We start from the raw sequence: 26,934 nt of genomic DNA on the forward strand, positions 1-26,934 counted from the left end.
GGTTCGGCGACACCCGGGAGGACTGAACGACCCCGCGCCCGCTGTCCCATCACCCGGCCTTCAGACCCCCGCGGCCCCTTCAGTCGCCCCGTCCCCGTCAGCCGTCCCCCGTCAGGCCGATCGCCAGCAGGCAGGTGTCGTCGAGCGGGTTGGGGGCGTCCAGGCGGCGCAGCAGGTGGTCGAGCAGGCCCTCCAGGCCGGGGGCCCGGTAGTCGACGCAGGCGCGCAGCAGGCGGTCGACGCCCGCGCCGAGGTCGGTGCCGCGGCGTTCGACCAGGCCGTCGGTGTAGAACAGCAGCCGGTCACCGGGGACGAGTTGCTGTTCGGCGGTGACGTAGCGGGCGGGGGGGCGACGCCGAGCACGATGCCGGGGGGGCGGGGCGAGGGGGCGGACGGTTCCGGCGTGCAGCAGGACGGGCGGCAGGTGGCCGGCCCGGGCCCAGACGAGGCGGCCGGTGCGGGGGTCCAGGCGGGCGACGGCGACGCTGGCGAGGTGGTCGGCGCGCTGGTGGCAGAGAATCCGGTTCAGTCGGTCGAGCATCCGGTCGGGCGGGGCACCGTCATAGGCGATCCCCCGGAGGGCGTAGCGGAGTTGGGACATCGCGGCGGCGGCCGGCAGGCCGTGTCCGGAGACGTCGCCGACGGCCAGCAGGAGGTTGCCGTCGGGGAGGTCGAGCAGTTCGTACCAGTCGCCGCCGACCTTGCCGTCCCGTTCGACGGGCAGGTAGCGGAAAGCGCTTTCCACCCCCTTGACGGGACGCCCGCCGGGCGCGTTCATCAGGGCTTCCTGGAGGGACCGGACGATCCGCTGCTCGTCGCCGGTGCGGCGGCGCTGATCGGCGAGGCGGTCCCGGGTGTCGCTGAGGGCCTGTTCGGCGCGCCGCCACGGGGTGACACGTCCTGGACGACGCCGCCGACCGCGAGCAGGCGGCCGTCCGCGGCGACGGTGGCCTCGCCGAGGACGCGCAGGCTGCGGTAGCCGTCGGCCCCCCGGACCGCGAAGTCGACGGTGGCCGGGCTCCGGCCGGCCAGCAGTTCGTCAGCGGCGAGCGCGGCGAGCGGGTCGATCCGCCCGACGCCGCCGGGCCCACCCGGAACGCCGACGCCGCCGGTGCCGCCGGGCCCGCCCGGAACGCCGGTACCGTCCGACGCGCCCGGAACGCCGCTACCTCCCGACGCGCCGAACAGGGCCGGGACGTCGGCGGAGCAGGACACTTCGCGGGCGCCGGGCCGCCACTCCCAGGTGCCGATCCGGGCCAGCCGGGCGGCCTGCGAGACCTGGGCGAGCTGCCGGTCCTGCTCGTCGTGGGCCCGCCAGGTGAGCAGCAGGCCGTCCTGGAACGGGGTCGCGCACACCGTCATCGCGCTGGCCCGGGGCTGCCGCCGACGGTCTCCACGTGCTGCCGCGCGGCCTCGCCCCGGTACGGAACGGCCTCGGCCGCGGCGGCGCGCAGCAGGTCGAAGACGCCGGAGGAGACCATGCCCGGGTACAGCTCGGACAGCCGCCGCCCGCGCAGTTCGGCGGCGTCCCGCCCGGCCAGGTCGACGGTGACGGCGTTGGCGTGCTCGACCAGTAGGTCGGCGACCTCGCCCCCGGGCCCGTGGATCGCGCGGAGCACCAGCACCGGGTCCAGCAGCCCGTCCAGCGCGGCCCGGAACCAGGGCGCACCGGCCGGGTCGAGCACCTCCGCGAGCGAGAAGGCGGCGGGTGCGGGGTCCGGTGCAGGGGCGGCGGGCGGGGCGGGGGTCAGGCGCAGCAGCGTGTCGGCCGCGAGGTCGGCGAGCGCGGCCAGGTGCGCCCCGACGGCCGGGCCGGGGCGGTGGCGCCGGAACCAGCCGATCTTCAGCGCGCCGAGCAGCCGCGAGTCGGCCCGCATCGGCAGGGCGCACACGGCCGCGCCCGGTACCAGGTCGTCACCGCCGAGGTCCGGGTAGCGGGCGGCGAACTCCGCACGGTCCTCGGCCCAGACCGGCCGCCCGGTGCGGACCGCCTCGGCCAGCGGCAGCCCGGTCTGCGGCGGGATGCGCTGCCACTGGCTGAACTGACGGGCCGTCACCCCGTGCGCACCGACCAGCCGCAACGCCCCGTCGGGTTCGCGCACCGCCAGTACCAGCGCCTGCGCGCCGAGCGGGGCGAGGGCCGCCCGATACAGGCGCTCGGCCAATTCGTCGGGCCCGGCGGCGGTGGCGAGCGTGGCGGCGGCCAGGTGGAACCTGGTGGCGAGCACGGCCTCGTCCTCCGGCTCCTCTCCCGGCTCCTCTCCCGGCCGGGCGCCCGGCGCGGCTGCCGAACCGCGCCCCGGCAGCTGCTTCAGCGTCCGCTCCGGTACTTGCTCCGCTTCGGGGCCTCGACGCCGAGGGGGTCGGACCCGGGGGCGCTGGCCTCGCGGACGTCGACGTCGGGGCTGTCCTCCGCCGTGGAGCCGTCCTCCGTGACGGAGCCGTCGTCCGTCACGGGGCGGGCGGCCGGGCGCGGGGCGGCACCGGCGACCAGGTCGGCGGCGAGCTGCGCGAGCTTGCGGTTCTCCTGCTGGGAGCGGCGGCCGAGTTCCCGGAACGCCTCCTCGGGGGTGCAGCCGAGGCGTTCCACCAGGACGCCCTTGGCCTGTTCGATCACGGCGCGGGTCCGCATGGCGATGCGCAGGCCCTCCAGCTCGGTGCGCATCCGGTCGACGGTGGCTTCGAGCGCACCCCGCTCGCCCTCGCGCCCCTGCGCCTGCTCCCGCTCGTCCGCGCCCCCGTCCTCCACCGCGCTCTCATCTCCGTTCCGTCCCCTGGGGACTCTCACCCGAATCAAGCCTATTCCACACGATTAGCTGATATTCGAATTTCATGGTGGTTTGCCAGCGTTTTCGACCGGTCAGACGCGCTCCGACAGGGAATCCGTCACTCCTGTGGGGAGCCACCATGAACGACCCGAGCCGGGCGAACGAACCGAACGAACCGTCCACGCAAAGCAGTACCGACAACGGCAGCAGCGGCAACGGCAACGGCAACGGCAACGGCGGTAGCGGCGCCGACGACCTCGCCGGGCTCACCGTCGCCTTCCTGGCCGCCCCCGAGGGCACCGAGCAGGTGGAGCTGACCTCGCCCTGGCAGACCGTCCTGGACCACGGCGGCGCCCCGCGGCTGATCTCCACCGAGCCGGGGCAGATCCGCGCCTTCCACCACCTCGACCGGGGCGACCCGTTCATGGTGGACGGGACGGTCGGGGCGACCTCGGCGGACGACTTCGACGCCCTGGTGCTGCCCGGGGGCGTCGCCAACCCGGACTTCCTGCGCACCGACCCGGACGCGGTGGCCTTCGTCCGGGGCTTCTTCGAGGCGGGCAAACCGGTCGCGGTGATCTGCCACGGCCCGTGGACGCTGGTCGAGGCGGACGTGCTGCGCGACCGCACCCTCACCTCCTGGCCGAGCCTGCGCACCGACCTGACGAACGCGGGCGCGGAGTGGGTCGACCGCGAGGTGACCGTCTGCGCGAACGGCCCCAACGTCCTGCTCTCCAGCCGCAAGCCGGACGACCTGCCCGCCTTCAACCGCGCCCTGGTCCACACCTTCGCGGGCAGCGGGGCGGACGCCGCCTGACCGGCCGCCAGGCCACCGCCACCCGCCCGCCCGCCCGGCCCAGGGGCCCGCCCGACGCTTCCGGTTCGCTCCGGTGCGTCGGGCGGGCCCCTGGGCGTTCGGCCGAGCGTCCGGCTTCGCCCCCGCTTCACTCCCCTCCGGTCGGTTCCCCGCCGGTCGGCTCCCCTTCGATCGCGGAGCGCGCCGGAAAGCGCTTCCAGACCCGGTGCTCGGCGAGGAGTTCGACGACCTGGCGCAGCACCTCCACCGGGTCGGTGCCGAGGACGATGCCCGGCCCGTCCAGCGGGAGACCGGCCGCGGCGAACGCGTCCGGGGCGGTGTCCCAGCCGCCGATGGCCTTGGCGTGGCGCCAGGTCTCGGCGAGCAGCAGCACCAGTCGCGGGTCGAGGGTGGCGTGCGGGCCGGCGGCGCGGGCGTCGCGCGCGGGATCGGCGTCGGCGGCCGGGCCGGGGCTGCCGGCCAGCACGACGGCGTCGAACTCGACGGAGCGGGCGGTGGCGAAGCTGCGCTGCACGGTGGCGGGGTCGCCGCCGCGGGGCGCCACGACCAGGGGGACGAGCCCGGCGTCCCGCGCGGCCGCCCGGACGGCGTCGACGGCGGCCAGGTCGGAGTCGGGTCCGGTCAGGATGCCGAGGGTGCGTCCGGTGACCGGCCAGCGGCGGCCGAGCTGCGAGAGGGCGGGGCTGGCCGGGGGCGGCGTGTCGGCGGACGGCTCGTCCGGTTCGGGGGCGGGCAGGCCCAGGCCCTGGGCGACCTGGGTGCACAGGAGCGGGTCGATGTTGGCCAGGACGCGCAGGGTGCGCTCCTTGACGGCCGGTTCGTAGCACTTGCCGAGTTCGAAGGTGTAGGCGGCGATGATGTGTTCGCGCTCGACGGGCGTCATGGCGGCCCAGAAGAGCCGGGGCTGGGAGAAGTGGTCGTCGAAGTCGGCGGGCGCCTGCCGGACCTTCGCGGACTCGGCCACCGGCAGCGGGTGTTCGACGAAGGCGTGGTCGTCGGCCCCGGCGAAGAACGGGCAGCCGCCGTCGAGCGAGTTCGGCTGGTAGGGGGCGACGCCGCTGTGGACCGCGTCCTGGTGGAAGCCGTCGCGGAGCATGTCGTTGACGGGGGCGTGAGTCCGGTTGATCGGGATCTGGGCGAAGTTGGGCCCGCCGAGCCGGGTGATCTGGGTGTCGAGGTAGGAGAACAGCCGGCCGGAGAGCAGCGGGTCGTCGGTGATGTCGATGCCGGGGACGAGGTGTCCGGGGTGGAAGGCGACCTGTTCGACCTCGGCGAAGAAGTTCGTCGGGTTGCCGTTCAGGGTGAGCAGGCCGAGGGCCTGCACGGGGGCGAGTTCCTCGGGGACGAGCTTGGTCGGGTCGAGCAGGTCGATGCCCTCGAAGGTCTGCTCGGGCGTGTCGGGCATGACCTGGACACCGAGTTCCCACTGCGGGAACGCGCCGGCCTCGATCGCGTCGTACAGGTCGCGCCGGTGGTAGTCGGGGTCGAGGCCGCCGATCAGCTGGGCCTCGTCCCAGGTCAGCGAGTGGACGCCGAGCTTCGGCTTCCAGTGCCACTTGACCAGACAGGTACCGCCCTCGGCGTCGACCAGGCGGAAGGTGTGGACGCCGAAGCCCTCCATCGTCCGGTAGGAGCGCGGGATGCCCCGGTCGGACATGTTCCACAGCGTGTGGTGGGTGGCCTCGGTGTGCAGCGAGACGAAGTCCCAGAAGGTGTCGTGGGCGGACTGGGCCTGCGGGATCTCCCGGTCGGGGTGCGGCTTGGCAGCGTGCACGACGTCCGGGAACTTGATGGCGTCCTGGACGAAGAACACCGGGATGTTGTTGCCGACCAGGTCGAACACGCCTTCGTCGGTGTAGAACTTGGTGGCGAAGCCGCGGGTGTCGCGGACGGTGTCCGCCGAGCCGCGCGAGCCGAGCACGGTGGAGAACCGGACGAAGACGGGAGTGCGCGCGCCGTCGGCGAGGAACGCCGCCCGGCTGATCCGGGCGCCCGATCCGTAGCTCTCGAAGACGCCGTGCGCGGCGGCGCCGCGGGCGTGCACGACACGCTCGGGGATGCGCTCGTGGTCGAAGTGGGTGATCTTCTCCCGCAGGTGGTGGTCCTGGAGCAGGACGGGGCCGCGCGGGCCGGCCTTCAGCGAGTGGTCGGAGTCCGGCAGCCGGGTGCCCTGGGCGGTGGTCAGGTACGCGCCGTTCTGGGTCCTGGCGTCCTTGCCGGCACCGCTGCGGCCGGTGGCGGAGAGCGGGGCGGGCGCGGACCGGTCGGGCTTGGGCGGCAGCGGCTCGCGCGGCTCGACCGGCTCCTCCAGCGGCGGGGCGGCGGCGGCGGGCCCACCGGGGACCTCGGGCGTGTCACCGGTGGGCGCGCCGGGGACCTCGGGCGTGTCGTCGGTGGGGCGGCCGTCCGAGCGGTCGGAACGGGGGGCGTCGGAATTCACGGGTCTCCTCCGGGAGCGGACGGGAAAGCGGTGGTGGTGCGGGGACGTCGGGAGGGGGTGTCACCGATGCGGCTAACCCGCCCGGCGGAGCGGAAACGGTCATTCCGCCGGTGATCGGAATCTCCGCGGACGCCCGCGGGCCGTTTCCGCTCCGCCGGGCTCGGCCAGACGCGATGCGACGCGACGCGGCTGTGGAGCGGACGGGCCCCGGGAGCGGACAGCCCCGGTGACGGGCGGCCCTGGTGACGAGCAGCCCGCGCGGGCTCGGGCTGCTGATCGCCGAGGAGGTGGCGCGGCGCGGCTGCCGGGCGGCGGTCCGTACCCGCGACGCGGACGGACTCGGACGGCCTCGCTTTCGCCGGGCGGAGGTGAGCCCGGCGGTCCGGACCACGACCGTCTACGAGGAGACGGGGGGCTGCGCGGTGGTGTCACGCGATCGCGCCCTGCCGACCCGGGCGTTCGTCAGGAACGCACCCGACCGGTTGCTGCCGCTGCCGGCCACGACCCCGGCCCCGGCTACCGTCCTCGCGCTGCTGGACCGCCGGAGCCTGACGTCTCATCACCCCTCGCCCTGAGCCAGGTAGGTACGGCCGGAAGCACGAACCCGGCTCCCGGGCAGGGGAGTCGCCGGGCACCGGCCGGACGGCCTCAGGACGCGGTCACCCGGACGGTGCGCAGCTCGGGGTCGGCGGCGTCGGGGACGAGCATGCCGGCGGCGCGGCCGCTGCGCAGGTAGTCCAGGACGGGCCGGTTCAGGCGTTCCCCGGGCAGTGCGGCGGGGATGCCGGGCGGGTAGGGGGTGAGCATTTCGGCGGCGGTCCGGCCCTCGGCGTCGGCGAGGTCGACCGTCTCGACCGGGCCGAAGAACGCGTCCCTCGGCAACGCGACCTGTTCGAGCCGGAGTTCGGCCGGGTCGGGGATGTCGACCGGGCGGGCGGGGGCCAACTCCGATGCCTGCTCGACGAGTTCGGTGAGGGCACCGAGCAGGGCGCCGGTGGTGGCGGGGTCGTCGGCGTGGGTGAGCTGGGCGCTGACCCGGCGGTGGTCGCACAGGTGGGCGGTGATCTGCCGGTGGGCGCGCAGCCAGTCGCCGGCCCGGTAGCCGGTGGTGCCGAGGGCGCTGATGTCGACGACGATCTGCAGCGGGTCGAGGTCGGCGGCGAGGCCGGGCCCGCAGAACTCGTCCCGGCCGTGGACGTGCAGGCCGTCGAGGGCGCCGATCCGGTCCCGGGTGCGCCGGGCCAGGTCGAGGGCGGCGCGGTAGAGCCGGGGGCCGTGCTGCACCATCTGGCGGCGCCAGCCGTCGAGCACGGCGTACACGAGCACGCTGGGGCTGGTGGTGCCGAGCAGGTCGGCGCGCTGCCGGAGCACCTCGGGGGCGACCAGGTCGCCGCGCAGGTGGAAGACCGAGCTCTGTTCGAGGCCGGAGCCCATCTTGTGGACGGAGGTGACGCAGACGTCGGCGCCGGCGTCCATCGCCCAGGTGGGCAGTTCGGGGTGGAACGGCAGGTGGGCGCCCCACGCCTCGTCGACGATCAGCGGGACGCCGTGCCGGTGGCACTCGTCGGCGATCTCCCGGAGCTCGGCGCAACTGCCGTACGGGGTGGGCGAGGTGACGAGGGCGCCGCGGGCCTCGGGGTGCGCGTCCAGGGCGGCTCGGTAGGCGGCGGCGCGGGGCGGGTGGGCGAGGTGCAGGCGGGCGTCCCAGGCCGGGTCGACCCAGATCGGGCGGATGCCGGCGAGGATCAGCCCGGCGATCACCGACTTGTGGGCGTCCCGGCCGACGATCAGGTGTTCGTGCGGCCCGGCGACGGCGAGCATCGCGGCCTTGACGGACAGCGAGCTGCCGCAAGTGGAGAAGAAGGTATGGTCGGCGCCGACGGCCTCGGCCATCAGGCGCTGGGCGTGGTCGAGGACGCCGTGCGAGTCGGTGCGGTCGTCGAGCCCGCCGGTGGCGAGCACGTCGGAGGCGAAGAGCCGTTCGCCGAGGACATCCAGGACGCGCGGATCGGTGCCGCGCCCCTGCTTGTGGCCGGGTGGCGTGAACGCGGTGAGCGGGTTGGCGTGCAGTGCGGAAAGCGCTTCCAGCACGGGAGCCTGCGACTGGTCCATGCGGCGCGCCTGCCCGCCCCCGACCACTGAAAACCGCCCGCTCGAAGGGTGGGGTGATCGCACACCGTACGGGCCGGGACAGCCGTGGCCGGTGCGCCGCGGCCTGCTCCTGGCGCAGGGCGTCACGGAGGACGGGGCGGAGCGCTGGGTGCCGACGGCCTCACTGCCGCACTCGAACGGGGACGCGATGGCCTTCGCGGTGTCGGGCGGCCGGATCTTGGGGGCGCAGACGGGCCGTGAACCGGGTGGACCAGGCGGGCCGGGGGCGGCTCGGCCCGGAGGGCCGGTCCGGTCGGCAGGCCGACCACGCGGGCGACCGGCTGACGGTGCCGCTGGTGCGCCGGGGGCAGGCGGCCGGTCGAGACGGTCCGGGACACGGCGATGGGCCTGGTCGTCGAACGCTCGCCGAAGCTGCCGACGGAGCACGGCCCGGGACGTCGCGGCACCGGGGCAGCGCGACACCAGGAAACTGACGCCCCGTCAGTCACCGGCCAGCGGATAGGCGTAGCCGTACGGGTGGTTCAGACCCTCCGGGTAGGGCTCCAGGAAGCAGGCGACGGCTCCGTGCACCGTCACCCGCAGCCCGCCCTCCCCCAGGTAGACGACCAGGCCGTCCGGGGTGGTCTCGGCGGAGCGGTACACCACCACCGTCGACTGCGGAGCGTGCGCCCCCGGCTGCCCGGGGACGGCGATCCGGTATCCGTGCACACTGTCCAAGACGTCCATGACTCCACCTCGACCGACTCCACCGCGGCCCGACCCGGCCCGGCCGCCGCGGGCCCGCCCCGCACGCATACCCCGGGGGTGTTCCCCTCAATCGGCCCGGCGCGGCACCCGACTCGGGCCGGACGGAGCGGGTATCGGCGCAGCAGGGGGCCGGCTCGGGGAGGACCGATGACGTTCCCGCCGCACCGGCGGTTCCCCTCCCCCGCCTCGCCGACCTCGCCGACCTCGTCGCGGAGCCGGGTGCGGGCGCGGACGCGGGTGCGGGTGCGCGTCAGTGTCCGGCCGAGCATGTTCTTGCCCGTCCCAGCCGCCGCACCACTGCCGCGACCGGTTTCATCCACCGCCCCGCGCACCACCCTCGTGCACCGCCCCGCGCCCGGCGTCCCCCCTGCTCGCGGGGCGGGCGAACAACTAGGATGAGGCCCCGTCGTGGGTGGTCCACCTGTGCACGCACCGGGCGTGGGCACGGGGTGAGAGGTGAGGTGCGCCGTGTCCGAGTCCGTGTCCGAGTCCGAAGCCGCTTCCGGTGCGTCCACCGTGCCCACTGCGTCCACCGCCTCCACCGCGTCCACGCTCGCGGCGAAGCTGGACCGGCTCTTCGACGTGGTCCGCCGTCCCGACCGCGAGCAGTACAGCCACGAGGAGGTGGCCCGGGCCTGCCGCGAGGCGACCGGCGAGAGCTTCTCGGCGACGTACGTCTGGCAGTTGCGGACCGGCCGCCGGGACAATCCGACGAAGCGTCACCTGGAGGCGCTGGCGCAGTTCTTCCAGGTCCCGCCGGTGTACTTCTTCGACGACCGGCAGAGCGCCCGGATCACCGAGGAGTTGGCGCTGCTCGGGGCGCTGCGCAACGCGGGGGTGCGGGAGGTGGCGCTGCGCGCGGTGACGCTGTCGCCCGAAGGGCTCGGCACGATCAGCGACATGATCGAGGCGATCGCCCGGCGCGAGGCCGGCGGCAGGTGACAACGTTGCCCGCCGGGTGGATTCCCACCGGGAGGCCGCGTCCGTAGTATCACCTCCCGGTCGACTGCCAGGGGGCGAAATCGTGGGGTATCCGGGTGGGGTCGAGCAGGCGCTGCTGTGGCAGCGATGTCGCGGGGTCGCGGAGTCGATACCGCTCCCGGAGCCGTTCGGCATACCGGAGTTGACCCGGGCGCTGGCCCTGCGGCGCGGCCGGCCGATCGAGCTGGTGCCGCTCTCCGGGCCGGACCAGTCGCCGTGCGGGGTGCTGATCAGCACCGATCGGGCGGACTACATCGGCTACCCGTCCGACACCACGGCGCTGCACCAGCAGCACATCGTGCTGCACGAGATCGGGCACCTGCTCTGCGGCCACGTCGGCAGCGCCGCGGAGCACGGAGGACCGGCGGGCACCGGGCTGGGTGCCACCGTGGCGCAGGTCCTGACGCCGGGGCTGTCGGAGGAGTTGGTGCGCCGGGTGCTCGGCCGGTCCGGGTACACGGAGCGGCAGGAGCAGGAGGCCGAACTGGTCGCCTCGCTGGCCCTGCAGCGCGCGGTGCACCGCCCGCGTTCGACGGCGGTGGGCCAACTGGCCGAGCAGGTGGGCCGGTTGCGCCACCTGTTCGGTCGGCCGTTACGGCTCGGGGCGGCCCGCCGTGGGTGACGGGGTGGTGTCGGCGCTGTGCTGGTCGGCCGCCTCGGTCGCGCTGCTGGGCACGCTCTGGAAGGTCCTGCTGGACTGCGGGCGCCGCTCGGACCGGGCGCTGCGCTACGGCTACGCCTGCGGGGGGCTGATCGGGGCGGGGATGGTGTCGAGCGCCCCCGGTACGGCGGCGGCGCTGTCCGCGGTGCTTCCCGATCCGGCCCAGCTCACCCTGCTGGCGGACCAGTTGAAGACCGTTGCGGCCGGGGCGCTGGCCATGATGGCGCTCTCCACCCGGCCGCCCGGGGCGGCCCGGCGCGCGCTGCGCCGACAGGCCGCCCTCACGACCACCGCCGTGCTGCTGGGCATCGCGGTCTTCACCGCCGCCGGGCCGGTCCGGGCGGGGTCCGCACTGGGCGTCGGGAGCGCGGACCGGCCGGTGCTGGCGCTGTACGTCGCGCTGTTCGCCCTGCACGCCGCCTGGTGCCTGACGGTGTTCGGCGTGCTGATCGGCCGCTGTGCGCGCTGCCTGCCGCCGGGGACGCTGCGGCTGGGCCTGCGCCTGATGACGCTCGGCGCGCTGGCGGGTCTGCTGTGGACGGCGGACAACCTGCGCGACCTGGCGGAGGTGCTCGGCGCGGGCCGGGAGAACGGCGCGGAGAGCGGGGTCTCGGCGGTGGCGGCGGCGGTCTGCGTCACGCTGGGGCTGGCGGGGGCGACGGCGGCGGCCTGGGCCGACTGGGGCGGGCGGCTGCGGGCCCGGCGCGACCACCGCCGGCTCGGCCCGCTCTGGTCGGCGCTCCGGACGGCCCTGCCGGAGATCGAACTCCTCGCGCCGGAAGGCCGGTTCGAGGACCGGAGGCGCCGACGGGGACGGCCGGGACAGCAAGGCGGGGACGCCCGGTTCGCGCTGTACCGGCGGATCATCGAGATCCGGGACGGCCAGCTCGCCCTGCGGCCCCACCTGCATCCGGCGGTGGCGCTCTGGGTGGGCGAGGCGGTCGGCCGCCCCGACGCCGTCCGCTCGCTGGGGCCGCTCTGCGCCCCCGGGCTGCTCCGCTCCGCCGGTTCGGTCGGGCTCGTCCGCGCCGTCGGGGCGGAGCACCTGGCGGCCACGGTCGAGGCCGCGGCCATCGCCGCCGCGCTGGAGGCGGCGACGGCCGGGCACCGCTTCGCCGCCGGTCCGGGTGCGCGGTGCGGGCCGCACCCGGTGGCGGCCGGGGTGCCGGAGGAGGCGGCCTGGCTGGTCAAAGTGGCTGCCGCGTACGCCGGTTCGCCGGCCGTGGCGCACGTCCGCCGCCGGGTGCGGCAGGAGTTGGGCCCGCCGGCGCCCCCGCCGGCGCCCCCGGTGTCGGGCCCGCCGGGCCCCGCCCCGGGGCAGGCTCCGACGCCCGGTCCGGGTCAGGCCCCGAATCCCCGCCCGGGTCAGGCTCCGAATCCCCGCCCGGGTCAGGCTCCGAATCCCCGTCCGGGTCAGGCTCCGGCCAGCTCCGGCATCAGCGCGTAGACCTGTTCGGCGGCGTCCGGGTCGGCCGCCAGGCAGGCGAGCAGGTCCTGCCGGGCGGTGTCGGCCCGGTCCAGGCCGATCAGGCAACGGGCCCGCTGCAGGCGGGCGTCCACGTCCTCGACCGCGCCGAGCACCTCGTCGAGGAGCGGCAGCGCGTCCCCGTAGCGTCCGGCGTCGTGGTGGACCACGGCCAGGTTGAACCGCATGCCGGGGTCGTCGGAGAGTTCGACGGCGCGGGCCAGGTCGGTGCCCGCACCGTCCAGGTCGCCCTCCTGGTAGCGGAGTTCACCGCGCAGGGCCCAGGCCTGGGCGTACTCGGGGTCGGCGGCGAGGGCGGCGTCCCAGGCCGCGGCGGCCGCCGTCGCCTCGCCCTCGGCGGCCAGCAACTGACCCTTGAGCGAGAGGAGTTGCGCGCTGTCGGGGTCGGCGGCGAGGCCGGTCTCGATCTCGGTCCGGGCGGCCGGGTAGCGGCCCGATTCGATCAGCAGGGCGGCCCGGTTGAGCCGGGCGTCGGCGAACTCCGGGTCGAGCTGGAGGACGTAGCCGAAGTCGGCGGCGGCGGCCTCGGTGTCGCCCATCTCGGCCAGCACGTCGGCCCGGTTGAAGTACGCCTCGGGGAACGGCGGCGAGAGCCGGATCGCCCGGTCGTAGTCGGCCAACGCCCGCTCGGGGTCGCCCAGTTCGCGCCAGAGCATGCCCCGGTCGAAGTAGTACTCGGCGTAGTTGGGGTCGCACTCGATCACGGCGGTGTAGTCGGCCACCGCCTCGGCGGGCCGACCCAGACCCGCGTACACCTGGGCCCGGTTGTAGCGCAGCACGGACCGGTGCAGGGCGTGCTCGTGGTCCTCCAGGGTCTCGTCCAGCCGGGCGATGCAGGCGTCCAGCAGGGACAGCGCCTCGTCCAGGCGGCCCTGGTGCACCTCGATCAGGGCGAGGCCGTTGCGGTTGAACACCACCCGGGCCTCCCGCTCCTTCGGTTCGGGGTGCCACTTGGCGAAGGCGATGGCCTGGTTGACCCAGCTGCGGGCCAGCTGGTGGTCGCGCCGGTCGGCCTCGAAGTGCCGGGTGTGCAGCATCGCGGTGGCGTAGGCGGCCTGCATGTGGACCTCGGGCGAGCTGCTGAGCGCCCGGGCCTCGTCGTACAGCGGCAGCGCCTCGTCGGCGAGGCCGAGGGCGGCGTACGAGGTGGTCATCTTGGTGGTGAAGGCCCACCAGTGGTCGGGGTGGCTCTCGTGGGTGACCAGGCGGCGGCCGCGCTCGCCGAGGTCGAGGACGGCGTGGTAGTAGCCGAGGTCCATGCAGTGGTCGAGCGCGTGGCGCAGGACGTCGGCCCCGGCGCCGGACGGGTCGCTGCCGTGCTCGGCGTGCCAGGCGATGGCGCCGAGCCGCAGCGAGGACTCGCCGGCCGTCTCCAGCTCGGCCCGCCGCAGGTCGTGCAGCCGGGCCCGCTCGTCGGACGGCAGGGCCAGGTAGGCGGCGAGCACGTCCGGGCGGTCGCCGACGCCGTCGCGGTCGATGTGCTCGCGGCCCGACACGGGGCCGCCCGCGGCCAGGGCCGACTGTTCCGCGGCCGGGTCCGGGTGCTCCGCGGGGCCGGACTGCGCGCACCGGGTGGCGAGGGCGGTCGGGAGGTCCTCGCCGCCGAGGCCGGCCGGGCGGCGCGGGGGTTCGCTGCCGGTGGTGACGACCACGGTGAGCAGCGCGGGGTCGATGCGGCGCAGCAGGACGGCGAGGAACTCGGCGTCGGTGGGGTCGGCCCGGTGGGCGTCGTCGACGACCAGCGTGCGCGGGCCGGAGTCGAGGACGCGCAGGTACGCCTCCAGGAACTCGACCAGGCCGTGGGCGATCCGCAGGGTGCGCAGCGCGGAGTAGAAGCGGGTGCGTTCCCTGGGCACGGCCAGCGAGGTCAGGGTCTCCCGGGTGGCGGGGACCAGGGCGCGCAACTCCGGTGTGGTGGAGAGGATTTCGATGTCGTGCCCGGTGACGGTCTCGGGGCAGCGGGCGAGCGCGTCCGGGACGATCGCCCGCAGCAGCGAGCCGACCGCGGTGTAGGGGCCGCGCAGGCGGCGGTCGGCGTTCACCGCGGCCAGCAGGGGCGGCAGGCCGAGCCGTTCGCGGGCGTCGGCGCGGGCGGCCGCCCCGGCGGTGCGGACCCAGTGGTGGCGGTGCTCGGCCATGACACAGCTGCCTTTCGTGCGGTGGCGCGGGAGGTGGCGGTCGGTACGGGGGTCTCGGGCGGTACGGGGGGTCTCGGGCGGTACGGGGGGTCTCGGGCGGGCCAGGTGACCCGACGCCCGTGGGCGGCAAGGGGTTTCAGGTGGCCCGGGCAGCGCGGCGTTCGCGGGCGGCGAGCACGATCACGGCGGTGGTCTGCGCGAGGCTGAGCAGCATCAGGGCGAGCGAGTCGAGCCGGCCGGCCAGCGAGGCCTGGCCGGTCAGGCGCAGCCACATGTCGTGCAGCATGCGGTAGGCCGTCGGCACGACGACCCCGGCGAACATGGTGAGCGTGAAGGCGTAGCCGACCAGCATCAGCCAGGCGTACCAGCGGGCGACCCGCCGGTCGACGGGGTGGTGGGCGGAGAGGTCCAGCGGGGGGCGGCCGGTGGCCCGGCGGGCGGCGTTGCGCAGCACGTCGGTGGCGGCGGCGTGCAGGTCCACGCAGCCCAGGACGGTGCTGAGCAGGACGTAGAGGTCGGTGCGCAGGTAGAAGAAGCCCTGCCAGGCGAGGCGCAGCGCCGTGGCGTAGGCCATCGCCAGGCAGAGTTCGGCGGTCAGCGGGCTGCCGGACCGGGTGGCGTCGGCGACCAGGGTGAGGACGGCGATCACCAGGGTGTCGGCGAGCATGCCGGCCATGATCGGCAGGTAGCGCTTGCGGCGCGGCACGCCGACCAGCCCGTCCAGGGAGGTCTCCAGGACCAGGTAGACCAGGCGGCGGCCGACGGAGAGCCGGGAGCGCAGGCCGAGCCGGCGGCCGGCCAGGGCGTGGAAGGCCTCGTGCAGGGCGAGCAGCGGCAGCTGGCCGACGAACAGCATCAGCACCACCAGGGTGTAGGAGGAGCTGAAGAACAGGTTGTCGACCCGGGGGACGAGCGCGGGCACCCGGATCATCTCGGCGACGGCGAGGGCGGTGATCAGCGCGTAGCCGGCGAGGGCGGGCGGGGCGAAGACCAGTCGGCCGAGCCGCTGCCAGCGCACCGGTGCGGTCGGCCCGGCGGCGGTGGACTCCCCGGCGGGGCGCACCAGTTCGAGGTCGACCAGGACGTCGATCAGGTCGGCGATGTCGACGCTCTCGCCGTGCGCGTCCTCGTACTGCGCGGCGGCTTCGCGGGGCGTGCGGCCCTCGGCGAGCATCCGGACCAGTTCGGCGCCGTCGGCGGGGAAGACGGCGTAGGTGTCGGTCTCCGGGCTGCCGATGGTGACCTCGTCGGCCTCCGGGAGGTAGACGAGCCGGCGGAGCGCCAGCGGCCGGTCCAGGTCGGGGCCCGGGCCGGGGGTGGCGCTGCTGTCCGTGGCGGAGTGCACGGCTCCTCCTGCGCGGGGTGGGCGGCGGGTCGAACGGAGCGGTGCCGGCCGGACCTCACGGCCGGCCGGCACCGGGGGTCCCCCCGGTCCGGGGGGATCGATCAGTTCTGCACGACGCAGGACCACGGCAGGTACAGCGCACGGGCCGCGCTGGTCAGGCGAACCGGGCCGGCCTTGCGGACGACGATCTTCTTCATCGCACACACCTCCTTCGGTAGCTGTTCCTCGGTGACGCCATTAGCTGAGATGAATGCCGATCGGCTCAGAATCCACATCAGCGGTGGCGACGAGCCAAGAGTGATGACCGTGTGGTGACCGTGTCAAGGGAGCCGGGAGCCCTCGATCGGAGCCAACTCGCCGACACGGCAAGGAAAGCGCAGGCCGGGGGCATCGCCGTCCGCCCGGGCATTCGGGATCAATGAATAAACTGAAAACTCTCTACGGCTTTCTGTTCATTCACCTTGGCTGACGATTGCCGCCCCGGCTGCCCCCACCGCCCCCGACAGCAATTTCCTCCTTGACAAAAAAATTTGTCGGCGGGACGCTGGAGGCGTGCTGGACGTAGCAGTGATCGAAGACGCCGCGGCGGCCGAGGCCTCGCTGGACCCGATGCGGGCCGGCCTCCTCGCCGCCCTGGCCGAGCCCGGCTCGGCCGCCATGCTGGCCGCCCGCCTGGGCCTGCCGAGGCAGAAGGTCAACTACCACCTGAAGGAGCTGGAGCGGCACGGCCTGGTGGAACTGGTCGAGGAGCGCCGCAAGGGCAACGTGACGGAGCGGGTCTACCGGGCCACCGCCCGGTCGTACGTGATCTCACCGGTCGCGCTGGCCGCGGTCAGCCCCGACCCGGCCCGCTCGCCGGACCAGCTCTCGGCCCGTTGGCTGCTGGCCCTCGGCTCCCGCCTGGTCCAGGAGGTCGGCACGCTGCTGACGGGCGCCGCCCGGGCCCGGCAGCGGGTGGCCTCGTTCGGGATCGACGCCCAGGTCCGGTTCGCCTCGGCGGCCGACCGGGCGGCGTTCGCCGAGGAGTTGGCGCAGGCGGTCACCGCCCTGGTCGGCCGCTACCACGACGAGTCCGCGCCGCAGGGCCGCACCCACCGGGTGGTGGTCGGCCTGCACCAGGTGCCGACGGCCTCCGCCGGGCCGCCCAGCACGTCCCCCGACCCTGCATCCGCCCCCGACCCCGTGTCCACCCCCACCGAGGAGAGCTGACCGTGCCCCATCCCTTCGAGCTGGAATTCGAGTTGGCGCTGCCCGCCGACCCGGAGCAGGTGTGGGAGGCGATCGCCACCGGCCCCGGCATCGACTCGTGGTTCATGGGCCGCAACGCGGTGGAGCCCCGGGTCGGCGGGACGGCCTCGATGGAGACCGGCGGCCACCTGGAGACCTCGACGGTCACCGCGTACGAGCCCGGCAAGCGCTTCGCCTTCCGGACGGACCCGGCCCCCGACGGCCGCTTCATGGCCTTCGAGTACCTGATCGAGGGCCGCGACGGCGGGAGCACGGTGCTGCGGGCGGTGCACAGCGGCATGCTCGGCGACGACTGGCAGGACGAGTACGACGCGCTGCGCAGCGGCTGGCCGTTCCACCTGCACACGCTGCGCGAGTACGTGACGCACTTCGCGGGCCGCCGGGGCGTCCCGGTGTTCGCCGTGCAGCCGGTGCCCGGGCGCCCCGCGGCCGAGGTCCGGGCGGCGCTGACGGCCGCGCTCGGCCTGCCCGCCGATCCGCCCGTCGGCCGCCGGGTGCGCGCCGACCTCCCCGGACTCCCGCCGCTGGACGGCGAGTTGGTCTGGTCCGACGGCGAGCGCTACGAAGTCCGCACCGCCGACGGGCTGTTCACCTTCCTGCACCCGCCGGGCGTGGTCCTGCTGTTCCACCACCTGTTCGACGACCGGGCGTTCGACGGCCTGGTGGCCGACGCCGCCGAACCGGCCTGGCAGCAGTGGCTGACCGCCCTGCTCTCCTCCTGAACTCCCTTCCCCACCCATCGACTTCATAGGCAGCACGCCCGCACGCACAGAACGAGGTACCGGAAATGCACACGTTGATCAGCACCGCCTTCGTCTCCCTCGACGGCGTGATGGAGGCCCCGGGCGGCGAGCCCGGCTACCGGAACGCGGGCTGGACGTTCAAGGACATCGAGTTCGTCCCGGCGGCCTTCGAACTCAAGGGGCAGGAGCAGGAGGAGGCCGCGGCGCTGATGCTGGGCCGGGTCAGCTACGAGGCGTTCAGCCAAGTGTGGCCGGGCATGCCGGAGTTCGCCCGCTACAAGGAGCTGCCCAAGTACGTCGTGTCGACCACCCTCGGCGCGGACGAGCTGGTCTCCGACTGGGGGCCCACCACGATCCTGCGCTCGCTGGACGAGGTGGCCGCGCTGAAAGAGACCGAGGGCGGCCCGATCCTCGTGCACGGCAGCGTGGAGCTGAACCACGCGCTGTCCGACGCGGGCCTGATCGACCGCTACCACCTGCTGGTCTTCCCGCTGCTGCTGGGCGCGGGCAAGCGCCTGTTCAGCAGCACCGACAAGGACACCCAGCACCTGAAGCTGGTGGAGTCGGCCGTGTACGCCAACGGCATCCAGAAGAACGTCTTCGACGTCGTCCGCTGACCGCCGGCACCGACCACCACCGACCAGCACCGACCTCGACCGACGGCCACCGAGCCGGACCGACCCGACCGACGAACGACCCCAACGCCGCTGCCCGAACGCCGCTGCCCGGCCGACCTGTTCACGCGGACAGGAGTCGGCCGGGCAGCGGATCGTCAAGGGGTGCGGGCGAGTTCGGGCCGGTCGGCGACGGGGGTGACGGTCACCGGCAGGCCGCGGCGGCGGTGCTGCTCGGCCCAGGCGGTGAGGGCCTGGCGGCAGGCGGCGTCGAGGTGGGTGAGCGCGGAGAGGTCGAGCTGCACGGGGCCGGTGGGCGAGACCTCCTCCAACCGGTCGACCAGGGACGGGAGTTTGAGGAAGGTCGCGTTGCCGTGCACCCGGACCACGGTGGCCTCGGGGGTCTGCTCGACGTGCAGGCGGATGTGCGTGACGTCCCAAGCGGTCTTGGCGAGCGCGGCGACCAGGCCGATCACCACGCCCTCCAGCAGGTTCGTGACGACGATGCCGACGGTGGTGGCGAGCAGCACCAGCGCCTCGGACCGGTCGGTGCGCCACAGCCGCAGGCGTTCCCGGGGTGCGACCAGCTTGGCCCCGGCGTGCACCAGCAGGCCCGCCAGCGCGGCCAGCGGGACCAGTTCGAGCAGGCCGGGCAGCGCGAGGGTGAACAGCAGCAGCCACACCCCGTGCAGGACGCGGGACGCCTTGCTGCGGGCCCCGGCCTGGACGTTGGCGGCGCTGCGGACGATCACGGCGGTCATCGGGAGCGCGCCGAGCGCGCCCGCGACGGTGTTGCCGACGCCCTGCGCGACGAGTTCGCGGTTGTAGGAGGTGCGCGGCCCGGCGTGCATGTGGTCGACGGCGGAGGCGCTGAACAGGCTCTCGGCGGACGCGATCAGCGCGAACGCCAGGATGGTGCCCCAGATCTCGACCCGGCCGAGCAGCCCGAACTGTTCGGCGCCGGGCGGCTGCAGGGCACCGAGCAGGCCGCCGACGCCGACCGTCGGCACCGGCAGGTGCAGCAGGCGGACGGCGGCCGCGGCGAGCACCACGGCGACCAGCGGGCCGGGCAGCAGGGCGAGGCGGCGCGGCGCCCGCTTCCACAGCACCAGGACGGCGATCACGCCCGCGCCGACCGCGCACGAGGCCGCGCCGGGTCCGGTCCCGAGGGCGCGGACGGCCGCGGCGGGCAGCCCGGCCAGGTCGGCAAGCGCTTTCCCGTGGGATTTCCGGGCCAGCAGCACGTACGCCTGGGAGGCGATCAGGACGATCCCGATGCCGGCGAGCATCCCTTCCACGACGGCGGAGGAGACGGCGCGGAACCAGCGGCCCAGCCGCAGCACGCCGAGCAGGATCTGCAGCAGCCCGGCGGCCAGCACGACGACGCCGAGCGCGGGCAGGCCGTACGCGGTGACGGCGGAGTGGACCAGCACGGTCAGGCTGGCGGCCGGACCGCTGACCTGCAGGCTGCTGCCGGGCAGGGCGCCGGCGACCAGGCCGCCGACGATGCCGGTGACCAGGCCGAGTTCGGCGGGCGCGCCGGAGGCGACGGAGACGCCGACGCAGAGCGGTACAGCGACCAGGAAGACGGTGATCGAAGCGGGCAGGTCGGCACGCAGCACGCTGCGCGCCTCGGTGGTGTTCCAGGGCATGGCGGGTCCTCGGACTCGTCGTGACGGGGACTTCCGTGGGTTACGCGGGCGTTCCGGGCCGGGGGGAGCCCGGCGCGGGATCCCGGCGCGGCGGCCGGTCGCGGGTACGGGTGTTCGCGTGATTCCGGGGTGCGCGACGGGCCGGACGGCCGGTGGGCGGTCCGGTGGGTCGCGCACGTGTTTCGGACGGGCGGTTCGTGGGGGCGGTTCGTGGGGGCGGTGGTCGGTGTGCCCGGCGTCCCTCGCCGCCGCTCGACGGTGCGTCGGGCTCCGGCGGTCCTGCGTCCGGCACCGGGCCCGGGAGCGGGATTCCGGTGCGGTCCGGCTCCCGGCAGGGATCAGGCCCCGGTGGGCGACGGGCGGGCGGGGGCGGGCCTCAGCAGCGGAACACCCGGAGTTCGGCGGGGCCGCGCGGTCCGGCCGCCGAACGGGAACCACCTGCCGGTCCGGCCGGGGCCTGCGGGTGGATGGCCGGGGCGGACCGGCGGACCGCCGACCGGGCGGCGCGCCGGTCCTCCCCGTGCGGTTGCGGGGTGGCGGTGAGCGCGGAGCAGACCCGTCGCCCGCGCACGGCGGCGACCGGTTCCTCCTCCGCCACTCCGCTCCCGGCACCGCCCGGACGACCGGGGTTGCCGCTCCGGCCGGGACCTCGGCCGGCCGAGGTGTCGGCCTCCCCGGCAGTCCCGGCCGCCCCCGCGTCCGGCACCGGCACCGGCAGCGCGCCCCACCCGGCCGGGACGCCGTCGGAGCGCCCGGGGTCTTCGGCGCCGCCACCCGGAGTGACCGGAGTCGGGGCGGCGGAGGCCGCAGCATCGGGCACCACGGCGTCCGCGAACGCCGCCGGACCGACCGCGACGGCCCGCGCGCGCTGCCCGGACGCCCCGAGGAACTGGCCGGGCGTCGGGCCGACGAGCAGCAGGGACAGCAGCAGAGCGAGCAGCAGCGTGACGCGGCGCATGCCCAACCTCCCCCGGCCGCAGCGGAACTGACGTCACGTCATGGTATCCGCGTCCCCGCTGCCGACGTGTTGCCACCAGATGTACGCAGCGTTATCGGCCAGCTTTTGTCCGGTTCCCGGCCGCGCGCACCGCGCACGCAGCACGCCCGGACCTCCCCACCGTCCCTCCCGGCGCCCGACGGCGGGCCGACCCGGCGCGTGGGCGCCGGGCCGGCTCCTGGTGATCGGTCCGGCGTGACCTTGGCCGCCGGCCGATCACTTCGCCTGGGAGAGCGCGACCGCGTCGGGGCCGGCGGGGAATCGCAGCTGGCCGGTCGTGTCGTGCACGGCCCGCCACACCGTCTCGGCGACGTCGCTCTCCTTGGTGAACAGGTCCTGGCCCGTGAAGTCGGCCATGGCCTGCTTCGCCCACGGTGCGTAGGGCGCCGGGACCGGTTCGTCCGGCGAGGCGCCCTTGGCCGCGTTGGCCGCGAAGTTCGTCGTCAGGCAGGCGCCCGGCTCGACCGTCTTGGCCTGCACGCCGAAGGGCGCGAGTTCGAGCGCGAGGGAGGCGGTGAACCCCTCGACGGCCATCTTGCTCGCCTTGTAGACGGCCGTGAGCGGCATGTGGCCCAGTACCACGCTGGAGGTCACGTTGACCACCACGCCGGAGCCGCGCTCGCGGAACTGGGGCAGCACCGCCTGCGTCGTCGCCATCACGCCGAACGTGTTGGTGTCGAAGACTTCCCGCACCCGGGCCATGGGGGTGCCCTCGAACACGCCGATCGACGGGACGCCCGCGTTGTTGACCAGGACGTCGACGGGCCCGGCCGCCTCGAACGCGGCGGTGATGCTCCGGGGCTCGGTCACGTCGAGCCGGACGATGCGGAGCCGGTCCGACTCGGGCAGGACGCCCGCACGCGGCGTCCGCATCGTGGCGATGACGTTCCACCCCTGCGAGTGGAAGTACCGGGCGGTCTCCCGTCCGTATCCGGACGAGGCACCGGTGATCAGAACGGTCTTCATGGGGCGCTCCTCGCGAGGTGGTGGGATCCGCGGACGGACAGGCATTTTCCTGCCCCGCGGAAGAACCGGTGATCCCATTGAATCGCTCTGACCTGCTGGAACAGTAGAACTATCGTCGCTTCGTCTTGCACGATCCTCCCTCGTGGTCCGGCCGCTCAGGGAAGGACGCCCGCAGTGCTCCGCAGGCGGGCCGCGTCCCGGCTCGGGGGTGCGCCGAACTGGCGGCGGTACTCGCGGCTGAACTGCGACGGGTTGTCGTAGCCGACGCGGTGGCCGACTGCGGTGACGTCGCCCGGGTGGGTGGCGAGCAGCAGCCGGGCCTCCTGGAGCCGGATCTGCTTCTGGAACTGGATGGGGCTCATCGCGGTCACCGCCTGGAAGTTGCGGTAGAACGCGGAGACGCTCATCCCGGACAGCCGTGCCACGTCCTCGACCCGGAAGGGCTCGGCGTAGTGCTCGCGGATCCAGCGCACGGCCCGGGCGACATGGCTGAGGCCGCTGTCGGCGAGGCCGAGCTGGCGCACCGTCGCGCCCTGCTCGCCGGTGATCAGGCGCCACAGGATCTCGCGCTTGACCAGCGGGGCCAGTACGGCCCGGTCGCGGGGCTCGTCGAGCAGGCGCAGCAGCCGGACCACCGCGTCGAGCAGCGCGGGCGGGGCGTCGCTGACGGCGATCCCCGGCGGAGTGCCTCCGGCGGGGCGGGGGATGTCGCCGGGACCGGCTTGCAGGAGCAGTTCGGCGACGGCGGTCGGTTCCAGCGTCAGGCCGAAGCCGAGGGCCGGCTGCTCGGGGGCGGCCCGGGTGAACTGTCCGGTGACGGGCAGGTCGACGGATGCGACGAGGTACTGCCCGGCGCCGTACGCGTAGACCCGGTCGCCCAGCGCGAGGCGTTTGGCGCCCTGGGCGATGACGGCGAGCACCGTGCCGGACATCGAGGGCGCAGGCGGGTCCGGCCGGTCGACCTTGGAGACGAGGACGCCGTCGATGGCGGTGGTCCAGTCGGGCCGGGCGTGCCGGGCCAGCAGGGTGCGGAGCTCGTCGAGGTGCATGCGTCCATTGCAGCACTGTCCTGTGCCGCGGTTCCCGTGCTCGCCAGGATCGTGCAAGTACCGGCGAGCATCGTTCTAACGTTTGCGCAGTTCACGGCAGTTGAATGGAACCACCGCACTCCGTCGATGCAGAAGAAGGCCACCATGATTGCCACGTACGGTTTCAACGCCACGCTGACCGCCAGGCCCGGCATGGGCGACCGGCTCGTGGACCTGCTGCTGACCGGACTGGACGAGGGCAGCCCCGGCGCGAGCGAGTACTGCCTCGTCTACCTCGTCTCCCGTTCCGCGTCCGCCCCCGACGTCGTCCACGTCACCGAGGGCTGGACCAGCGAGGAGGACCACCACCGGATCTTCGCCGGCGAGGCCGCCCGGGCCATCGTGGCGCAGATCGGCGGACTGCTGGCCAAGGAGTCCGAGTACACCGACTACGTGCCGGTCCGTGGCAGGGCCGCCTTCTGACCCGCCGAACACCACGCGCCCCGGCCTCTGCCGAGGCGGGCCCCGTCCTCGCCCGACCGTCCGCCACCACCCGTGAAAGGCAACGACCGTGACCACGGCACGCCCCTCCCTCGACCCCGAACTGCAGGAACTCCTGGCCGACCTGCCGCTGATGTCCCGGCTCGGTCATGAAGTGCTGGCCCAGGTACGCCCCTTCTCCTCGATGCCCGTCGAACCCCTCCTGGAAGGTCGCGCCATCGACAGGCGCGAAGTCACCGCCGCGAGTCCGGACGGCACCCCGATCCCGCTGTCCGTCTTCAGCCCCGCGAACAGCGATCGCACCACTGCCGCACCCTGCGTCTACTGGATGCACGGCGGCGGGATGGTCATGGGCGACCGCTTCTCGCAGCTCGACATCCCGCTGGAGTGGCTCGACGAGTTCGGCGCCGTCGTGGTCTCCGTCGACTACCGGCTCGCGCCCGAGTCCACCGGTACCGTCCCGGTCGACGACTGCTACCGGGGGCTGCTCTGGATCGCCGAACACTCCGAGGAACTGGGCATCGACCCCGCCCGGATCGTCGTCGCGGGCGCCAGCGCGGGCGGCGGCCTCGCCGCCGGCGTCGCCCTGCTGGCCCGTGACCTCGGCACCCCGACGATCGCCGCCCAGGTCCTGATCGGCCCCATGCTCGACCACCGCAACGCCACCGCCTCCAGCCTCCAGTACGCGGACGGGCCCGGCGTGTGGACCCGCGAGATGAACGGATTCGGATGGCGCTGCCTCCTCGGCGACCTCACCGACGACGAGGTACCCGCATACGTCTCGCCCGCCCTGGCCGACGACCTCGCGGGCCTGCCGACCGCCTACATCGACACCGGCTCCGCCGAAGTCTTCCGCGACGAGGACACCGACTACGCCACCCGCATCTGGGCGGCCGGCGGCCAGGCCGAACTCCACGTCTGGGCAGGCGGCTTCCACGGATTCGACGCCCTGTACCCGCAGGCCCACCTCTCGGCCACCGCCCGCCGGACCCGCACCGACTGGCTCGCCCGGCTCCTGCCCCCGCACCCCGCCGCGTAGGGGAAGTCGGCGGGTTTCGCTCGTACGCTTCGGCCTCGGACAGGACCTCGGCTCCCGTCGTCCGCGACGGCGTCGACGGCCCGCAAGCCGCCCCCGGCAACGATCCGGGCTCAGCACCGGTTCTCGTTCCGATGTTCCAAGAGGTTCCAAGAGGTTCCAAGAGGCCACCGGCAGACGGTCGGCTACAGGCCCACGATCCAGGGATGCCCGGGGTGTACGCGGGCGAGCAGGTCGGTCAGGGTCGCGCGCTGAGCCGGGGTCAGGTGCGGGACGGTCGCGTCGAAGTCCGACTGGTCCTTTCGGCGGACGTGTTTGGCCTTGAACAGCAGGACCAGCTCGGGTGCCAGGTACGGGATGCCGTCCTGGCTGCGGTGGACGATGTCGCTGTAGGGAAACCGGATCCCCTCATCGCGTCGGCAGATCCAGGTGCCGCCGTCGTGGGGCTCGCGGAACACGTCGAGCAGGTAGTTTCCGGTGACCGGATCGCGAAGCCATGTCTGGTGCACGGCGGCCAGCACCTCCGGTGTGGCGTCCTCCCAGATCCGGCCGCTGCCCACCCCGTCGAAGGCGTACCCGGAGAAGCGGTGGCGGATCTCGGGAAAGCTCGCGGCCGGAATCCCGATCTCGATGTCCCCATGAGCGCGCGTCTGCCCGCCGCGGAAGAGGTCCAGCGCCCAGCCCGCAGCCACGTACCAGGGTGCGCCGACCCCGGCCAGCCGCTGCGCGACCTCGCTCGGGGTCCAGCTGGACGACCACCTGGCATCGAGAGCTTCGATCTCGTCGGGTGACAGCTCGATTCCGCCGCCGGGCAGTTGCTCGTTCACCGCAGCAACCTACCAGCGGCTCGAAGGTCTCGGCCGTGTTCGATGCGGAAGACGGTGGGACCTGGAATCGTGCACTGCTGACGATCGGACAACATCACCGGGATGTCGGACTCCACGGGGAACCGGCGACAGTCGAACACGAGAGCACACCAGTATCCACCCCCGGGGCCGGGAGGGGCAGCAGAATGTCCGCTCGGTGCGGAGGCGGACGAGAAGTCCGTTTCACCCGACAGGTGCGGGAAACTGACGAAAACCGACGGAAAATCACTTGCTGTGCTGTTCGGGAGAGTTGATGATCGACGTGATCGTGGTCGGCGGCGGGCCGACGGGGTTGATGCTGGCGTGCGAGCTGCGGCTGCACGGGGTGGAGGTGGTGGTTCTCGAACGGCTGACGGCACCCACCGGGGAGTCCCGGGGGCAGGGCCTGCACGCGCGCAGCGTGGAGGTGATGGATCAGCGCGGGCTGCTGGAGCGGTTCCGGGCGGTGAGCCGGGAGTTCCGGGCCGGCGGCCTCTTCGCGGGCGTGGCGAAGGAGTGGCCGGAGGGGATGGACACGGCGCATCCGTACGGGCTCGCCACGCCGCAGCCGGTGACGGAGCAGTTGTTGCTGGAGCGGGCCGGGGAGTTGGGCGCGGAGGTCCGGCGCGGTTGCGAGGTGGTGGGTCTGGCGCAGGACGAGGAGGGTGCGGAGGTCGAACTCGCGGACGGTTCCCGGTTGCGGGCGCGCTGGGTGGTGGGGTGCGACGGCGGGCGCAGCACGGTGCGCAAGCTGGCGGGCGTCGCGTTCCCGGGCGAGCCGGCGACGGCGGAGACCCTGCTGGGGCAGTTGGAGGCGACGGAGGCGACGGAGCGGATCGCCGAGGTGGTGGCGGAGGTCCGACGGACGGAGCTGCGGTTCGGGCTGCACCCGGAGGGCGAGGGCGTGTACCGGGTGATCGTGCCGGCGGAGGGGGTGTCGGAGGATCGGGCGGCGCCGACGCTGGAGGAGTTCCGGGGGCGGCTGCGGGCGGTGGCGGGCACCGATTTCGGGGTGCACTCGCCGCGCTGGCTGTCGCGGTTCGGTGACGCGACCCGCCAGGCGGAGCGCTACCGGGTCGGCCGGGTGCTGCTGGCGGGCGACGCGGCGCACATCCATCCGCCGACGGGCGGTCAGGGTCTGAACCTCGGGGTGCAGGACGCGTTCAACCTGGGGTGGAAGCTGGCGGCCGAGGTGGCGGGCTGGGCCCCGCCGGGGCTGCTGGACAGCTACCACGCGGAGCGCCACCCCGTGGGGGCGGCGGTGCTGGCCACCACCCGGGCGCAGTTCACCCTGCTCGGGACGTCGCCGGGCGCGGTGGCGCTGCGCGAGCTGTTCGCCCGGCTGATGGAGTTCCCGGACGTCAACCGCCACATCACCGGCATGATCACGGCAGTGGACGTGCGCTACGACTTCGGCCCCGGCCCGGAGTTGCTCGGGCGCCGCCTGCGCGACTTCCCGCTCGGGCCGACCCCCGACGCGCCGGACGGCTCCCGGCTGTACGAGCGGATGCACGCGGGGCGCGGCCTGCTGCTGGACGGGACGGGCAAGCTCTCCACCGGGGGCCGGGCGGACCGCGTCGACGTCCTGCATGCCGACGCCCTGCATGCCGACGCCCTGCACGCCGATGTCCCGGGGCCGGACGCCCCGGCGGTGCTGCTCCGTCCGGACGGCCACGTCGCCTGGCTGGGCGAGGACGCGACGGAGCTGGAAGCCGCCCTGGAGCGCTGGTTCGGCGCGCCCGCGCCCGCGTAACGCCCCCGCGCCCACACCCGCACCGGCACCGGCGCCCGCACACCCCCTGTGGGAGA

At 74.4% G+C, this 26,934-nt stretch carries 24 protein-coding genes; 10 read left to right on the forward strand and 14 right to left on the reverse strand.

The features are described 5' to 3' along the window. Positions 1–97 precede the first annotated feature (97 nt). The 4 genes from ACIOHG_RS29010 to ACIOHG_RS29025 form a co-directional block, all read right to left on the reverse strand. Positions 98–778, reverse strand: coding sequence for a PP2C family protein-serine/threonine phosphatase (locus tag ACIOHG_RS29010; RefSeq protein WP_400954807.1), 681 nt, complete (start codon positions 776–778; stop codon positions 98–100). After that, on the reverse strand, positions 778–1,362 hold the full coding sequence (locus ACIOHG_RS29015) for a hypothetical protein (RefSeq protein ID WP_400954809.1): 585 nt from the start codon (positions 1,360–1,362) through the stop codon (positions 778–780). The genes ACIOHG_RS29010 and ACIOHG_RS29015 overlap by 1 nt, the downstream gene beginning before the upstream one ends. Continuing rightward, positions 1,359–2,228 carry a GAF domain-containing protein gene (locus tag ACIOHG_RS29020; protein ID WP_400954810.1) on the reverse strand — a complete coding sequence of 290 codons (870 nt, stop codon included), beginning with the start codon at positions 2,226–2,228 and terminating at the stop codon, positions 1,359–1,361. The genes ACIOHG_RS29015 and ACIOHG_RS29020 overlap by 4 nt, the downstream gene beginning before the upstream one ends. A gap of 83 nt (positions 2,229–2,311) precedes the next feature. After that, complete coding sequence (locus tag ACIOHG_RS29025) at positions 2,312–2,749, reverse strand: ANTAR domain-containing protein (protein WP_400954813.1); 438 nt, start codon at positions 2,747–2,749, stop codon at positions 2,312–2,314. A gap of 158 nt (positions 2,750–2,907) precedes the next feature. Here ACIOHG_RS29025 and ACIOHG_RS29030 point away from each other — a divergent pair, with 158 nt between their 5' ends. After that, positions 2,908–3,585: a type 1 glutamine amidotransferase domain-containing protein gene (locus ACIOHG_RS29030; protein ID WP_400954815.1), complete on the forward strand. Its 678-nt coding sequence runs from the start codon at positions 2,908–2,910 to the stop codon at positions 3,583–3,585. Between the two features lie 127 nt (positions 3,586–3,712). Here the strand turns inward: ACIOHG_RS29030 and ACIOHG_RS29035 are convergent, their stop codons facing one another. The 3 genes from ACIOHG_RS29035 to ACIOHG_RS29045 all read right to left on the reverse strand — a co-directional run bounded on the left by ACIOHG_RS29035 (position 3,713) and on the right by ACIOHG_RS29045 (position 8,863). Further along, positions 3,713–5,896, reverse strand: coding sequence for a catalase (locus ACIOHG_RS29035; RefSeq protein WP_400954954.1), 2,184 nt, complete (start codon positions 5,894–5,896; stop codon positions 3,713–3,715). A gap of 777 nt (positions 5,897–6,673) precedes the next feature. Beyond that, positions 6,674–8,137, reverse strand: a complete 1,464-nt coding sequence (locus ACIOHG_RS29040) for an aminotransferase class I/II-fold pyridoxal phosphate-dependent enzyme (RefSeq protein WP_400954817.1) — start codon at positions 8,135–8,137, stop codon at positions 6,674–6,676. A 480-nt stretch (positions 8,138–8,617) separates the two neighbouring features. After that, a complete protein-coding gene (locus ACIOHG_RS29045; RefSeq protein ID WP_400954819.1) occupies positions 8,618–8,863 on the reverse strand; it encodes a DUF6296 family protein in 246 nt (81 codons plus the stop codon). 537 nt (positions 8,864–9,400) lie between these two features. Here ACIOHG_RS29045 and ACIOHG_RS29050 point away from each other — a divergent pair. The 3 genes from ACIOHG_RS29050 to ACIOHG_RS29060 all read left to right on the forward strand — a co-directional run bounded on the left by ACIOHG_RS29050 (position 9,401) and on the right by ACIOHG_RS29060 (position 11,973). Beyond that, complete coding sequence (locus ACIOHG_RS29050; RefSeq protein ID WP_400954957.1) at positions 9,401–9,826, forward strand: XRE family transcriptional regulator; 426 nt, start codon at positions 9,401–9,403, stop codon at positions 9,824–9,826. An 82-nt stretch (positions 9,827–9,908) separates the two neighbouring features. Further along, on the forward strand, positions 9,909–10,487 hold the full coding sequence (locus ACIOHG_RS29055) for a ParH-like protein (protein ID WP_400954820.1): 579 nt from the start codon (positions 9,909–9,911) through the stop codon (positions 10,485–10,487). Continuing rightward, the gene (locus ACIOHG_RS29060; protein WP_400954822.1) at positions 10,480–11,973 is read left to right on the forward strand and encodes an MAB_1171c family putative transporter; all 1,494 of its coding nucleotides are present in this window, start codon (positions 10,480–10,482) and stop codon (positions 11,971–11,973) included. The genes ACIOHG_RS29055 and ACIOHG_RS29060 overlap by 8 nt, the downstream gene beginning before the upstream one ends. Here the strand turns inward: ACIOHG_RS29060 and ACIOHG_RS29065 are convergent. Together ACIOHG_RS29065 and ACIOHG_RS29070 are read right to left on the reverse strand one after the other, a co-directional pair. After that, entirely contained in the window at positions 11,940–14,150 is a 2,211-nt protein-coding gene (locus tag ACIOHG_RS29065; RefSeq protein WP_400954823.1) for a tetratricopeptide repeat protein, read from the reverse strand. The genes ACIOHG_RS29060 and ACIOHG_RS29065 overlap by 34 nt on opposite strands. A 136-nt stretch (positions 14,151–14,286) precedes the next feature. After that, complete coding sequence (locus ACIOHG_RS29070) at positions 14,287–15,495, reverse strand: hypothetical protein (RefSeq protein ID WP_400954826.1); 1,209 nt, start codon at positions 15,493–15,495, stop codon at positions 14,287–14,289. Positions 15,496–16,047: 552 nt separating this feature from the next. On the opposite strand from ACIOHG_RS29070, the gene ACIOHG_RS29075 reads away from it, so the two are divergent. The 3 genes from ACIOHG_RS29075 (at position 16,048) to ACIOHG_RS29085 (ending at position 18,103) form a co-directional block, all read left to right on the forward strand. Further along, entirely contained in the window at positions 16,048–16,704 is a 657-nt protein-coding gene (locus ACIOHG_RS29075) for an ArsR/SmtB family transcription factor (RefSeq protein ID WP_400954828.1), read from the forward strand. A 2-nt stretch (positions 16,705–16,706) separates the two neighbouring features. Then, on the forward strand, positions 16,707–17,465 hold the full coding sequence (locus ACIOHG_RS29080; RefSeq protein ID WP_400954831.1) for an SRPBCC domain-containing protein: 759 nt from the start codon (positions 16,707–16,709) through the stop codon (positions 17,463–17,465). 65 nt (positions 17,466–17,530) lie between these two features. Next, positions 17,531–18,103, forward strand: coding sequence for a dihydrofolate reductase family protein (locus ACIOHG_RS29085; protein ID WP_400954834.1), 573 nt, complete (start codon positions 17,531–17,533; stop codon positions 18,101–18,103). A 155-nt stretch (positions 18,104–18,258) separates the two neighbouring features. Here ACIOHG_RS29085 and ACIOHG_RS29090 read toward each other — a convergent pair whose 3' ends face one another. The 4 genes from ACIOHG_RS29090 to ACIOHG_RS29105 form a co-directional block, all read right to left on the reverse strand. After that, the gene (locus tag ACIOHG_RS29090) at positions 18,259–19,752 is read right to left on the reverse strand and encodes a SulP family inorganic anion transporter (RefSeq protein WP_400954837.1); all 1,494 of its coding nucleotides are present in this window, start codon (positions 19,750–19,752) and stop codon (positions 18,259–18,261) included. A 376-nt stretch (positions 19,753–20,128) separates the two neighbouring features. Beyond that, on the reverse strand, positions 20,129–20,710 hold the full coding sequence (locus tag ACIOHG_RS29095) for a hypothetical protein (protein WP_400954839.1): 582 nt from the start codon (positions 20,708–20,710) through the stop codon (positions 20,129–20,131). 255 nt (positions 20,711–20,965) lie between these two features. Further along, the gene (locus tag ACIOHG_RS29100) at positions 20,966–21,715 is read right to left on the reverse strand and encodes an SDR family oxidoreductase (RefSeq protein WP_400954842.1); all 750 of its coding nucleotides are present in this window, start codon (positions 21,713–21,715) and stop codon (positions 20,966–20,968) included. 155 nt (positions 21,716–21,870) lie between these two features. Beyond that, a complete protein-coding gene (locus tag ACIOHG_RS29105) occupies positions 21,871–22,764 on the reverse strand; it encodes an AraC family transcriptional regulator N-terminal domain-containing protein (RefSeq protein WP_400954843.1) in 894 nt (297 codons plus the stop codon). A 144-nt stretch (positions 22,765–22,908) separates the two neighbouring features. Here ACIOHG_RS29105 and ACIOHG_RS29110 point away from each other — a divergent pair, with 144 nt between their 5' ends. Both ACIOHG_RS29110 and ACIOHG_RS29115 read left to right on the forward strand, forming a co-directional pair. Next, entirely contained in the window at positions 22,909–23,226 is a 318-nt protein-coding gene (locus tag ACIOHG_RS29110) for a putative quinol monooxygenase (protein WP_400954845.1), read from the forward strand. An 88-nt stretch (positions 23,227–23,314) separates the two neighbouring features. Next, complete coding sequence (locus ACIOHG_RS29115) at positions 23,315–24,283, forward strand: alpha/beta hydrolase fold domain-containing protein (protein ID WP_400954848.1); 969 nt, start codon at positions 23,315–23,317, stop codon at positions 24,281–24,283. Positions 24,284–24,465: 182 nt separating this feature from the next. Here ACIOHG_RS29115 and ACIOHG_RS29120 read toward each other — a convergent pair whose 3' ends face one another. After that, a complete protein-coding gene (locus tag ACIOHG_RS29120; protein WP_400954849.1) occupies positions 24,466–25,107 on the reverse strand; it encodes a nucleotidyltransferase domain-containing protein in 642 nt (213 codons plus the stop codon). 292 nt (positions 25,108–25,399) lie between these two features. On the opposite strand from ACIOHG_RS29120, the gene ACIOHG_RS29125 reads away from it, so the two are divergent. After that, positions 25,400–26,878, forward strand: a complete 1,479-nt coding sequence (locus ACIOHG_RS29125; protein WP_400954852.1) for an FAD-dependent monooxygenase — start codon at positions 25,400–25,402, stop codon at positions 26,876–26,878. The last annotated feature ends 56 nt before the right edge of the window (positions 26,879–26,934 follow it).

It is taken from the genome of Kitasatospora sp. NPDC088134 (genome assembly GCF_044741705.1).
Classification (GTDB): domain Bacteria; phylum Actinomycetota; class Actinomycetes; order Streptomycetales; family Streptomycetaceae; genus Kitasatospora.